This is a genomic window from Alteromonas portus (genome assembly GCF_005117025.1).
GTDB lineage: Bacteria > Pseudomonadota > Gammaproteobacteria > Enterobacterales > Alteromonadaceae > Alteromonas > Alteromonas portus.
The window spans coordinates 873,569-885,846 of the sequence record NZ_SWCO01000001.1 but is presented as its reverse complement, the minus strand read 5'-3'; the positions used below and the strand labels follow the sequence as shown (position 1 = coordinate 885,846).

The 12,278-nt window shown below is 43.7% G+C and carries 11 protein-coding genes; 6 read left to right on the top strand and 5 right to left on the bottom strand.

Annotated features, from left to right (window positions below; all coding sequences use genetic code 11):
* Window positions 1–336: 336 nt before the first annotated feature.
* A complete protein-coding gene (locus tag E5672_RS03695; RefSeq protein WP_136780954.1) occupies window positions 337–951 on the bottom strand; it encodes a TetR/AcrR family transcriptional regulator in 615 nt (204 codons plus the stop codon).
* 206 nt (window positions 952–1,157) lie between these two features.
* Here E5672_RS03695 and E5672_RS03690 point away from each other — a divergent pair, with 206 nt between their 5' ends.
* Window positions 1,158–2,240, top strand: a complete 1,083-nt coding sequence (locus E5672_RS03690; protein WP_136781052.1) for an efflux RND transporter periplasmic adaptor subunit — start codon at window positions 1,158–1,160, stop codon at window positions 2,238–2,240.
* Between the two features lie 3 nt (window positions 2,241–2,243).
* Window positions 2,244–5,285, top strand: a complete 3,042-nt coding sequence (locus E5672_RS03685; protein ID WP_136780953.1) for an efflux RND transporter permease subunit — start codon at window positions 2,244–2,246, stop codon at window positions 5,283–5,285.
* A 124-nt stretch (window positions 5,286–5,409) separates the two neighbouring features.
* Here E5672_RS03685 and E5672_RS03680 read toward each other — a convergent pair whose 3' ends face one another.
* The 3 genes from E5672_RS03680 to E5672_RS03670 all read right to left on the bottom strand — a co-directional run bounded on the left by E5672_RS03680 (window position 5,410) and on the right by E5672_RS03670 (window position 6,851).
* Entirely contained in the window at window positions 5,410–5,829 is a 420-nt protein-coding gene (locus E5672_RS03680) for a CBS domain-containing protein (protein WP_136780952.1), read from the bottom strand.
* Between the two features lie 136 nt (window positions 5,830–5,965).
* On the bottom strand, window positions 5,966–6,463 hold the full coding sequence (locus tag E5672_RS03675) for a M48 metallopeptidase family protein (protein ID WP_136780951.1): 498 nt from the start codon (window positions 6,461–6,463) through the stop codon (window positions 5,966–5,968).
* A gap of 190 nt (window positions 6,464–6,653) precedes the next feature.
* Window positions 6,654–6,851, bottom strand: coding sequence for a zinc-binding dehydrogenase (locus tag E5672_RS03670; protein WP_136780950.1), 198 nt, complete (start codon window positions 6,849–6,851; stop codon window positions 6,654–6,656).
* A 70-nt stretch (window positions 6,852–6,921) separates the two neighbouring features.
* Between E5672_RS03670 and E5672_RS03665 the strand changes: the two genes are divergently transcribed.
* The 4 genes from E5672_RS03665 (at window position 6,922) to E5672_RS03650 (ending at window position 11,304) form a co-directional block, all read left to right on the top strand.
* Window positions 6,922–7,836: a LysR family transcriptional regulator gene (locus tag E5672_RS03665; protein WP_136780949.1), complete on the top strand. Its 915-nt coding sequence runs from the start codon at window positions 6,922–6,924 to the stop codon at window positions 7,834–7,836.
* Between the two features lie 171 nt (window positions 7,837–8,007).
* Window positions 8,008–9,252: a porin gene (locus tag E5672_RS03660; protein ID WP_136780948.1), complete on the top strand. Its 1,245-nt coding sequence runs from the start codon at window positions 8,008–8,010 to the stop codon at window positions 9,250–9,252.
* An 11-nt stretch (window positions 9,253–9,263) separates the two neighbouring features.
* Window positions 9,264–9,707 carry a hypothetical protein gene (locus tag E5672_RS03655; protein WP_136780947.1) on the top strand — a complete coding sequence of 148 codons (444 nt, stop codon included), beginning with the start codon at window positions 9,264–9,266 and terminating at the stop codon, window positions 9,705–9,707.
* A complete protein-coding gene (locus E5672_RS03650) occupies window positions 9,700–11,304 on the top strand; it encodes a GGDEF domain-containing protein (protein ID WP_136780946.1) in 1,605 nt (534 codons plus the stop codon). Before E5672_RS03655 ends, E5672_RS03650 begins: the two co-directional genes overlap by 8 nt.
* A 16-nt stretch (window positions 11,305–11,320) precedes the next feature.
* On the opposite strand, the gene E5672_RS03645 is transcribed toward E5672_RS03650, so the two are convergent.
* Complete coding sequence (locus E5672_RS03645; protein ID WP_136780945.1) at window positions 11,321–12,091, bottom strand: CmcJ/NvfI family oxidoreductase; 771 nt, start codon at window positions 12,089–12,091, stop codon at window positions 11,321–11,323.
* Window positions 12,092–12,278: the final 187 nt, after the last annotated feature.

The window sequence follows — 12,278 nt, the reverse complement described above, 5'->3', positions numbered from 1 at the left end:
TAGTCTATAACTACAGCGCAATAATAAATTTATAATTTTTAGAGCATGGTGTTTCACAGCATGCTTATTCTCATCCAACCAGACTGCTTACCCCACTTTGAGCGATCACTAAAAACAATTGGCATAGCTTCAAATGCTCGGCAATGAGAAGAGGCATTGTCCACTTCCATTCAACAACCCAGTCATTCCGCATGAACCATTAATGCTAGGTAGTCAGGATTTCCAAAGGCTTTCCAGCTACAATCATAAGAATAACGTTTTCTTGCACAAAGGGCGGGCTTTTAATCGGTAATCTACATAGCCACCGCTTAGCATGTCGCCCTTACTCTAAAAAGACTAGACTTTCGTATAGCGGCTCAGGATGAGCGCGACGGTATTCTTCGCTACATTTTTTTTATCATTATCGCTCAGGGTATCTTCTATTTTAAAAAGCTGAGGCCAGAAGCACTTCCCTTTCACTAAGCTGTCAATTTCCTCAACAACCCTGTCTAAATCATCAAAAACGAGTCTGTTATCTGCTTTTGCATCTTTTAAGAAGCGATGCATCGCCGTTTCTTGGGCTTTTAGCTGCGCGACTTCATCTTTTAGTTTCTCGGGCTCGTAAAAGAAATGCCCAATAGCCACCCGCGCTAGGTCAAGATGCGACTCGCTCACCATAAACTCGATGTCTTGTAAAATAAGGTCTTCTAGCTGCTCGTCTATCGGAAGCGTGCTATCGTACTCTTTATTTATATTGAGAATTGCTGATTGCCACTGTTGCGTAACCAAATGCATTACCAACTCTTCCTTGGTAGAAAAATGGTTATATACTGTACGCTTTGACACATTCGCCAACTCAGCAAGCTTGTCCATACTGGTGCCATTAACACCGAACTCTTGGAACGCCTGTGTTGCAGCTTGAATAATGGCTTCGCGTTTAATATCGCTGCGCGTTCTTGTGTTGCCTACCATATCGAAATTCTCAAAATTACTTAAACCTTATCATACCCTAATCATTTTACACCGAACAGTTTACTTTTCAATGTAACCGCACTAAAATGCACTCAGCAGTTTACTTTAGATGGCAACCTCACAATGCTACTAAACGCATTCGCTACCTAAAGTTCACACATTCATACTTTATTTACCCTGACAATGGATTACACACACCTATGTCCGTGATGCGATTTTCTCACTTTCTATTTCTAAGCGTTTTTTTAGCTTCAACTTTGAGTGCTTGCTCTTCAGAAGAGCCTGTGGAACAACAGTCAAAATCTGCGCCTCGTTACGTTAAATTGGCTACCGTTAGCAACATTCCAGATTTTGATGAGTTTACCTTCCCTGCCGTTGTGTCAGCGGTAAAAACGGTAGATTTAAGCTTTGAAGTGTCAGGTCGCCTTATTCAAACCGACTTGGTCACGGGGAGCGACATCAACAAAGGAAAGTTGCTAGCCACTATCGATCGTACACCGTTTGAACGTCGCGTTGATGAATCCAAAACACGCTTAGATCAAGCAAAACGCGAACTCGACCGAATTGAGAAAATGTTCGACCAGAAATTAGTCGCACAAAGCTCGCTTGATACTGCAAAAACATCCTACGAGCTCGCCGTCATCGACCTAAAAAATGCAGAGCAAGATTTAAGCTACACAAGGCTATATGCCCCCTTTGACGCAAAAGTGTCTCAACGCCTGGTTGAAAACAATAGTTTTGTAGCTGCTGGTACTCCCATAGCCAGACTGCAGGACGTATCTAAAATTTACTTCAATATCAATGTACCCGAGCGTTTGCTCACCGCTAATATTGGCCGCGGCATAAAACAGGCGAGCGCCACATTAGCCACCAACCGCAGCCAGTGGTACCCGGTGAACTACGTAGAGCACTCTACTCAACCCGACCCTGTGTCGCAAACTTATGAAGTGGTGTTTGCCATGGAGCCTCGCGAAGAACTACCGTTAACGCCAGGCGCCCGCGCAGTGGTAAAAGTCAGCCTACAAGGTAGTCTGTATCCAGAGGGCTTTGTTGTGCCTGTAAGATCACTTGTGGGTAACAAGGACTCTGGCTTTGCGGTATGGGTATACAACGAAGAAACTAATGCAGTAACAAAGCAAGCTGTAAATGTTAAGCATATTGAAAATGAACTAGCAATTATCGAAGGTAAAAGCCAAGGTGAAATCACTCTTGGCCAGCAAGTGGTTGCTGCTGGAGCAACACAAATGCGTGCAGACATGAAAGTACTTCCTTACCAAGGAGAGAAGTAGTTTATGGATATTGCACGCTACTCAATTGATAAGCCCGTCAACATTTGGTTGATGGTAGTCATCCTGCTTTTAGGCGGCATTTTGGCTATGAGCAAAATTGGCCGATTAGAAGACCCTGCGTTCACTATTAAACAGGTAAAGGTATACACCAACTATCCTGGAGCCAGCGCTGAGAAAGTAGAGCGTGAAGTTACCGAACGCTTGGAAATAGCTATTCAGCAAATGCCACAATTAAAAGAAGTAACGTCGATTTCATCGCCGGGCCTTTCAGAAATTACGGTTGAAGTTAAGAGCACTTACGGCAGTAATCTCTTGCCACAAATTTGGGATGAGTTGAGAAAGCGACTTCGCGACACAGCAAGCTCGTTACCTACGGGTGCACAAGACCCAGTGGTATTTGATGATTTCGGTGATGTTTACGGGCTTTATTATGCGTTAAGTGCCCCCGACTTTGATACCCGAGAGCTTCGAGAGTTTGCGCGTATTATTCGACGCGACCTGCTTACTACAGAAGGCGTTGCCAAAGTAAATGTAACTGGCGTTCAAAAAGAACAGATAGTGGCCTACATCAACCCCTATCAACTTGCTGGTTTAGGCATCTCATTTCCAGACCTTGCCACGCTTTTTGAAGACAACCTTCGCCCGTTCAATGGCGGTCGGATTAAAGTAGACGAAAAGAACGTACGTTTAATTGTAGAGCGCGCGCCAGACAGGCTTGAAGAGATTTCTAACCTGACTGTGGTAGTGCCAGGCACTAACCGTTCCCTTAGGGTTGCCGATATTGCAACGTTAAAGCTAGAACCTGCCGACATACAGCCCGTTCGTGTTCGCTATAACGGTGAAGAAGCATTAACGCTTTCTGTATCAGCGCTGACCGATGTAAACATTGTTGATGTGGGCGAGCGTGTTAACGCAAAAGTGGAAAAGCTGCTTCAAGAGCTACCTGTAGGTATTACGCTAACGCCTATTTACGATCAAGCCTCGGTGGTAGACGAGTCGGTAACCGGCTTTATTAATAATCTCGTTATGTCGGTAGCGGTGGTTACCATAACGCTATGTTTATTTATGGGTTGGCGCTCAGGTGTAGTGGTAGGTTCTGTTCTGCTTGTCACCGTGCTAGGCACTATTTTAATCATGTGGCTTATGGATATTCAGCTTCAGAGAATATCACTAGGGGCAATGGTTATCGCTATGGGTATGCTAGTAGATAACGCTATTGTAGTTGCCGAGGGTATGATGCTGCGCATGGCCACCGGCTCTACAGCTAAAGAATCAGCCAGCTTTATTGTAAAGCGTACGCAGTGGCCTCTGCTTGGCGCAACCGTTATCGGTATTGCTGCATTTTCAGGCATAGGCCTTTCGAACGACGCTACGGGCGAGTTTCTTTACTCTTTGTTCGCTGTGGTGTTGGTTTCACTAATGATAAGTTGGGTGCTTGCCGTCACCTTGGTACCAGTGCTAGGCGCGTATTTCTACCGCAAAGGTATAGGGAAAACCGCAGGTAACGAACTCTCTGCATCACAGCGCTGGTTTAAGCGTGCACTTTTAGGCGCACTTAAGCTTCGTTGGGTTACCATTGGTGCACTGTTTGTTATTACTATCGTGGCTTATGGAAGTTTTGGCATGGTAAAACAAGGCTTCTTCCCTCCTTCAAATGCGCCGCTGTTCTTTGTGCACTACTGGGGCCCGCAAGATAGAGATATACGTGCCACTGAAGTGATAGCAAAAGAAGCAGAAGCACGTATTTTGGAAATGGATAACGTGACTGCAGTAACCACTTTTATTGGTCAAGGTGCAGATCGCTTTACCCTCACTTATGCGCCTAAAAGTGCAAACGAAAACTATGCCTTTTTCATGGTTCGCGCGAATGAACTTGACAATATTCCGGCTATTCAAAACGCGCTTGCCAGTAAGCTAACCGACTTGGACTTTGACGCTAGCTTTTATATGGAGCGCATGCAGTTTGGCCCCGGTTCTGGTGCAAAACTTGAAGCCCGTTTTTCTGGCCCAGACACAGAAGTGCTTCGCGAACTGGCGGATGAAGCCAAAGCACTGCTTTTTGCTGACGGACAAGTGAAAGACGTTCGACATAACTGGCGTGAAAAAGGCTTTGCCATTAATACGCAGTTTGACAACTACAACGCAGGTATTGCTGGCGTTTCGCATAGTGACTTTAGCCAAACCATACAGTATGCAAGTAGCGGCGTTCAGCTAGGTACGGTGCAAGACGGTGATTACGCCTACAACATTATTGCAAAGATGGGCAAGGCAGAAGATACCGAGCTTCAATCGATACGAGAGTCGCAAGTTTGGTCTACACAACAGCGCCAGTACGTGCCTTTCACACAGGTATCTCAGGGCTTAGAGTTAATGACCGAAGAAATGCGTATTCACCGTCGCGACCGCGTTCGTACCATTACGGTAGAAGCTGAGCCGGGTGACGATGAAACTGCGGCTAAAGCTTTGGCTAGAATTCGCCCTCTTATTGAAGACATTGAGCTTCCTGCCGGTTATTCATTAGAATGGGGCGGCGAATTTGAAAGCTCTAGCGATGCACAAAAAGCTTTGGGCGCAGGCTTACCTGCAGGCTTTTTAGTCATGTTCATTATTTCAGTATTGCTATTCGGTCATGCCCGCCAGCCATTAATTATCTGGCTTGTGGTACCTATGGCTATTGTTGGCGTAGTCACTGGTTTATTAAGTACCGATATGCCGTTTGGCTTTATGTCGCTTCTCGGCTTTTTAAGCTTATTCGGTATGCTTATTAAGAACGCTATTGTACTTATTGAAGAAATAGACCTTCAGATAGAAGAAGGGCTAGCCATTCGACAAGCCATAGTCGAGGCCACTATCAGTCGTGTACGCCCCGTTTCACTTGCGGCAGTCACGACTATTTTAGGCATGGCGCCGCTGCTGTTCGACGCCTTCTTTGCTGATATGGCAGTGACCATTATGGGTGGCCTGGCCTTTGCGACGGTACTTACACTTATCGCTGTGCCCGTACTCTACAGCTTGCTGTTTAAAGTAAGCTACCGCAAAAGCTAACGTTTAAATTAAAACGGTCTCTCTACCGCAATATGTATAAACGCAGGTAGAGAGGCCACCGCCTCTTTTTAGCGATATTCACTGCTATTAACTAGCATTCCGATATTAAGAAAAACGCGCTGGGCTAGCGCTTCGCCTCTACTCGACTTTGCATAAACTTCATCACATCGCGCCACGACACCATTCCTACTGGGTGCCTATTCGTGTCGATAATAGGAATGCAGGAAATTTTGTGAGTATTAAAAAGCTCAATGGCCGAATACACTGAGTCACTTGGGTTAAGTGTAATGACCTCACGGGTCATGATTTGGTGCGCTTTTCTATCCAATGTAGCGCGATCAAGCTTTCGTTCGCTTAGGGTATCAACAAAAGGGCTAATCGATTTCAATAAGTCTCTGTCAGATATAATGCCTTGCAGTTTGTTGTCGTGAACTACAACTAAGTGATGAAAGCCGGTGGCAGCAAAGAGCTCGCGTAATGACTGAAGGCTGTCATCCATGTGCACGCTAACCACCCGCGTAGACATAACTTTCGCAATACTCATCAATACTCCTTATTCACTCAATATTTATCGCTTTAGCCACTATGTGACAGTATTGGTTTAACTACTATAGAAGACGCCATGAACTTTAGACATTAGCTCAGTATTATTTAAACTCGTTAGCAGTCGTGCATTATTACTAAACGTATGGATTCTCTCCCATAGCAACGGCTACACAAAACAACCGTAAATCTAATTCAAGCTGATGGTAATCAGGCTCCATATAACAGCACAGTTTATAAAAGGCTTTGTTGTGCTCTTTTTCTTTAAAGTGTGCTAATTCATGTACTACCAGCGCTTTGAACAAAGGCTCCGGCGCATAGAGTAAATCGTTATTAATGGATAAATCGTGTTTACGGGTTTTACCCTGCATACGGTAAGTATGTGTACCTAACGCGTTGGTTATCATATCTCCTTGCTTTCTAAACGCAGCCCGCCCAAATGGTGGCGCATTTTTTAGATATTGCTTTTTTAACTCGGTCGCATACTGATACAACAATTTGTCGTTGGTAACTTCATGGGCGTCTGGGTATTTTTTTAACAAGTAGCTTTTTAGCCGGTTATTCGAGATGAGCTGAAGGGCTTGTTCTACAATGGTTGAGGGGTAGCCATTAAAATATCGAGCATATTCATTCACGTTTATTTCTCCTCTGCGCGAAGAATTATAAAGCATTTGAATGATGTAAACAGCGCTGGCTTTTCTAAATCATCATTTCCAGATAATGACTATCAAACAAAAAAGCCGCAATAACGAAAGTTACTACGGCAAAGATGTGCTAAGGGAAGCACTACGGGAGGTTTGTTTACCTAAACGTCAAAAGTTAAAACTATTCTACCGTTACAACGACCTTGCCTACAGCTTTACCACTTGCCAAACGGTCATGTGCCTGTGCGATTTGCTCAAATGTAAAGTCTTCCCTATCGATGATAGGTTTAAGCGCTCCAGCATCTACAATGCTAGCCAGCTGTTTAAGTATGTCACCATGGGCTTCTCGACCCACATTGTGGATTATAGGAAGTAACATAAACACTGGAAAATAAGATGATAATTAGGGTATAAAGGTATACAGTTTTTAGATTTCGTTGATAATCCAAATGAACATAGAACACCTTAAACTTTTTGTGCGTATTGCCAGCACAGCGAACATTAGTTTAGCTGGGCGTGAACTCAACATCTCGCCCGCTGTTGCCAGCGCACATATTGGTAAACTTGAAGAGACACTTGGTGTTCGGTTAATTCACAGAACCACCCGAAAAGTATCGCTTACCGATGATGGAAAGCTTTTTCTTCCCCATGCTCAAGAAGTATTGGACAGCATCGAAACGGCACAAGCTGCTGTTGGCAGCGGTGCTCAAACGCCGCAGGGTACACTGCGAGTGACCGCACCAGCTTCATTTGGTCGAATGCATTTAATCCCTGCGATCCCTGTATTTTTAGAGCAATACCCAAAGCTAAATATCGACTTCCGGTTCAGCGACAGTATTTTAGATATGGTAGAAGGTGGCTTTGATGTCGCCATTCGCGATGCAGAATTAAAAGACAGTAATTTACACGCGAAAAAACTCGCTGATGACAAACGCATTATCGTTGCTGCTAAAAGTTATATCGATAAATATGGCGCGCCAGAAACACCATCCGACTTAAAAAATCACAAAATAGTTAACCTAACCGGGTTAGAGGTATGGGACTTTAAGGGAGCCCATGGAGTTACATCGGTGAAAACGCCTAATTATTTGCGTATGGACAATGGTGAAGCGGTACGCGATGCCTGTATTCAAGGCTGCGGTATAACCCTTACTGCTACTTGGTGTAGCTACCCTCAGTTAGAAAGTGGCGAGCTAGTTCAAATACTGCAAGATTTTCCTTTAGCCACAGACTGTGCATTATGGGCGGTGTACCCCAGCAATCGTTTACTGGCCCCCAAGGTTCGCGCTTTCATCGATTTCTTAGCTGAACGCTTTAGCGGCACACCTTATTGGGATGAAAAGCTAAGCGGACTAGTCGTTTAAATCTACTGAAATTTTAAAGGACTGGCTTTCTCGCACTTTTTGACACTTAAAACAAAAATACCAAATTTTCAGTAGCTTCTTCGTTTCTCTACTATGCTTGTACTAAAGTAAAGTTGTCAAAACAATAGGCTTTGGGCAACATTTAACACAGACTTCAAATTAGGTATAAAAATGATGGAAAAGCCGTATTCTTTCTTCGCGGCCATCTTTAGTCTGCTGATAGCAAGCACCGCTTCAGCAGAGCAAAACGAACTAAACATTAGTGGCTTTGGTACGCTTGCCACCGCCACTGCAGATACGCGAAATTATCAGTTTCGCACCGACCGCTCACAAGCAGAATTTGCAAAAAAAGACGGCTTTGCATTTAAGCCCTTAAGCTTGATTGGCGTACAACTTGATTACACGTTATCAGACAACCTCGATTTCGTAGGACAGTTTGTTTATCGAGAGCAAGACGAACAAAATATTGGCTCCATCACTCAAATGGCCTTCTTGCGTTACGACATTTCGCCGAAGTGGCAAGTGAGAGCAGGTAGATTAGCCGCGGATATTTTCCACTTCAGTGATACCAGAGATGTCTCTATTGCGTATCCATGGGTAAAGGTACCTACCGAAGTTTACGGCATCGTACCCGCTAGAAGCTTCGATGGTGGCGACATAAGCTACACCACGCCCTTTAGCGACTTCAATTTATCCGTTAAAGGCTTTTGGGGCAGTGGCGAAAGCGACTTTTCAAGTAACGAAAACAGCCCAATTAGGTTTAACGACTTGCGCTCTATTGGCTTAGAGTTCACCGCATTTGACTGGAGCGTTGCCTTAAAGCACACCGAAACAAAAGCCGAGAACGACAACGCTGATGTTGCAGTAGTGGCTGCGGCAGTGGCACAGCTGCAGCCCTTTTGGATAGGCGCCACCAAATTTTCAGAAGAAGTAAGTTTGCGCAATGCGTCAATTCATTATACCTCTTTATATTTTAATCGCTTTATAGGTGACTGGGAGCTATCCGGCGAATTTTCTCACATAGACTCAAACTCTATAGCGCTAAGACCCTCTTTTAATGGCTTTTTAAATTTAAGCTATTTGTACGGCGCCCATACCTTCTATGCACTCTATTCATTCGCCAGAACGGATACTTATTTTCTAAATGAAGAACAGCCAGCTTTTCCTATCAACGAAAACACAGCGGAAATTGTTCTTTTTGTAGAAGAGGTGGCAAGCACGCTCGCTCACCGTCAGCAATCATATTCAGTTGGCTGGCGTTGGGATCTGAAAGAAAACCTTGCATTTAAAGCACAAGTTGAACGAACTGACGTAAAAGCGAGAGGTACTGGGCTTCGAGCTCGAGACGGTTTAGTCGTTGACGATGAAGACGGTGTAGCACATACCCTATTCCTCGCGTTAAGCTTTAGCTTTTAAGGGGAATGAACATGAATTTGTTTAAACGCTTCCCCTTAATTCTAGCCCTAGCGCTGTTCATGCATGGCATGGCTTCTGCTGCACAAGCACAAGAGAAAATTGTTGTAGTGACCAACCTTAACAATGATGTGCAGGTACTGGACAAAAAAGGCCTAATCGATCTTTTTATGGGGAAATACGCCGCCTTTCCTAACGGAAAAGTCGCCACCCCTATCGATATAGAGATGGATGCCGAACTGAAAAGCCAGTTCTACAAATCTTTAGTGGGCCTTCCTCTTGCAAGGGTCAATGCTTATTGGTCGCGGCTTAAATTCTCCGGCCGCGTTAAACCTCCTGCGGTAGAGCAAACTCTTGATGATATCAAGCTACGGCTTGAAGAAGACGAGTCGGCGCTAGCTTATGTATACGAGTCGACTGTGACTGACAATATGAAGGTAGTATATCGTTTTGATTAACGTTCAAGGTCTGGGGTTTCGTTTTTCACTGTTCTTAGTAGTTGCAGCAATGTTAGTGGTGCTTACCACCGCTGAGTTCTTTTATCGTGCAACTTATGAAAACGAAATAAACGAAGCCAATAATGATATTGAAGAGCTTTTTCAAACGGTGGGTGCAACCGCGTCTATTGCAGCATTTTTAGAAGATGAGGACTTAGCCAAAGAAGCGATAAATGGTTTAGTAAAAACCAACAAAATACTTGCTGCCTCTATAAAAAGCGAAACACTTTATTATCAAGCGAATGTTACTGAAGCTATTAATAAAAATACCGAACCTCGGGTATTCGTGGTTAGACATCCATTTATGCCAGAGGAGTCACTTGCTGAAGTTAATGTATATCCAAACTTTGAATACATTATCAGTCAGGCAGAAAAAATAAGTACCGACAATAGTTACTCCTTGTACGCTGAAGCGCTGGTTGTGGGCATAGTGGCTTTGTTCATCACCTACTACATTATTATCTCACCGATGCTACGTGTAGGCCGCTCCCTGCATAAAATTACACCAGGAACAAACGAAAGAATTGATATGCCCGATTATCACGCTAAAAGTGAAATCGGCGCTCTGGTAAAAGATACCAACCAACTGCTAAGCAAAGTTGAAGAGCAATTTACCCAAGAGCGCCAACTTAGGGAAGAAATCGAGTTTCTTGAAAAACGCTTCAGGATGCTGTTTGAAAATGCCAAAACAGCAACCGTGTTAATGGCTGAAAACGGCATTATAGAGCTTCGTAATAAAGCGTTTAATGACTTAGTGGAAAAGACCGGGCTTGGAATAAAGCAAGACTATGGTGAATTGTTAGATGAGCTATTCGACACCCCTGAGGCAATGAAGTCTGCACTTCAAGAAGCGTTTGCCAGAAACGAGTTTGCGACAGGTGAATACAAATTAAAAAGCAGTGCAGATGAAAGCGCCATTTGGGTTCAACTTATCGCTAGCCCCTTAATTACTGAGGAAGGCGAACGGTATTTCCAGCTAGCGTTAAATGATATATCGAGTCGTAGACAAGAGTTACAAAAGCTTGCGCTTCAAGCAGACTTTGACGCGTTAACGGGCATTTATAATCGTAATGGTGGTGAAAAGCTTATTGCCAAACTGATGAGAAAAGATCACCAGTTTGCTTTAGCGCTTATCGATCTCAACGGGTTTAAAGCGGTAAACGATATTTACGGACACGACGCTGGCGACGAAGTTCTGATTTTTGTTGCTGAGCAATTGAAAGAGAAAATACGCAAAAACGATGTCGCTATACGTTGGGGCGGCGACGAATTTATGTTGTTATTGCAAGCCGATGACGAAGACTCGGTTCAGAAAGTAGTAGATAAAGTAAATAGTGGTGTTAAACAGCCCTTCTATTTCAACAACGAGACAAAGCCGACGGTGGTATCCATGAGTGTCGGCGTGGCTTTTTACCCCGAAACAAGTCGCAATTTGCACGCACTGATCAAACTGGCCGATATTGCTATGTATAAAGCGAAACAAAATAAAGTATCGGCACCAGACGACTATCTTATCTTTGCTAACCAATACAGGTTAGATGATGAAGATATGAGTTAGCGAGTAGCAAGCCGCCCTAATATTTCACTAACACCCTGCTTTCAATACTCTTACGAATCGTTTTTTTAGCGCCAGCTTCACTCATGTCTAATGCACTGTGAGCTAAGTGGGGCACGCCACTGTTATCATAGATATTAAAGATGATACCTTCATCCACGCGCATTTTAGATTTATAAAACCAGCGGTGTTCAGCGTTAGGTATTACACCCAGAATCTCCCCTTTGCGATCTGGATACCAAAGCTCGATATTGATCCAATCCTCGACATTCATTGAATCAGGGCAGATAAAGCCCAAGGGAGAAGACATAATTGTGTTTTCAACGGGTCTCCACAGGTTTACAAACCCAAAATGCCCGTTGCGATATTCAGCGGCTTTGTCGTTTCCGACTAAATCAATAAGACGCTTATGGATACCTTTTTCACTGTAATCATTGTGCACGTTTCTCGCAGGTCGCCGCGACGCATTTTCATCATCTACTCGCACCGTATGGTCAAAAACTAAGACTTCTTTCGCGCCAATTTGTGTTTTAAGCACTTCCTCAATTTTACGATTATACAGGGCTACTTCATCTTCATTGAATGGATAGGGAACCGCATTGAGCCCCTCTAAAAAAATAATGCCGTGGGTTTTAAATCCAATATTCGCATCGCTATTTCGTATGTCGGTAACGTTCACATGAGTAGTGACAAGTTCAGGCGATACCAAATTGCCATCAATACCATCTACATCAAATTCAAATGCCTGTGTAAAAGGCTTTCTTACGTGATAATTAACCGAAGCATTCATATTATCTCCCCAACTTAACCAGAGTTGTACGCAATTCATTTTTATGACGAAGCATTAAATAGGTGACGGACTATACCTATAGAAATTTGGACGAAAAACCCTTTAAATACTGAAGCAGTATTTAGTTTATATTGATAATTACTTACACCAATCTATTTTCAACAAAATCTAAATTCTGACTCTATAA

Coding starts and splice junctions, on each gene's coding strand:
- E5672_RS03655 (WP_136780947.1), top strand. CDS start 9,264: ATGAATTTGTTTAAACGCTTCCCCTTAATTCTAGCCCTAGCGCTGTTC.
- E5672_RS03685 (WP_136780953.1), top strand. CDS start 2,244: ATGGATATTGCACGCTACTCAATTGATAAGCCCGTCAACATTTGGTTG.
- E5672_RS03665 (WP_136780949.1), top strand. CDS start 6,922: ATGAACATAGAACACCTTAAACTTTTTGTGCGTATTGCCAGCACAGCG.
- E5672_RS03680 (WP_136780952.1), bottom strand. CDS start 5,829: ATGAGTATTGCGAAAGTTATGTCTACGCGGGTGGTTAGCGTGCACATG.
- E5672_RS03645 (WP_136780945.1), bottom strand. CDS start 12,091: ATGAATGCTTCGGTTAATTATCACGTAAGAAAGCCTTTTACACAGGCA.
- E5672_RS03695 (WP_136780954.1), bottom strand. CDS start 951: ATGGTAGGCAACACAAGAACGCGCAGCGATATTAAACGCGAAGCCATT.
- E5672_RS03660 (WP_136780948.1), top strand. CDS start 8,008: ATGATGGAAAAGCCGTATTCTTTCTTCGCGGCCATCTTTAGTCTGCTG.
- E5672_RS03670 (WP_136780950.1), bottom strand. CDS start 6,851: ATGTTACTTCCTATAATCCACAATGTGGGTCGAGAAGCCCATGGTGAC.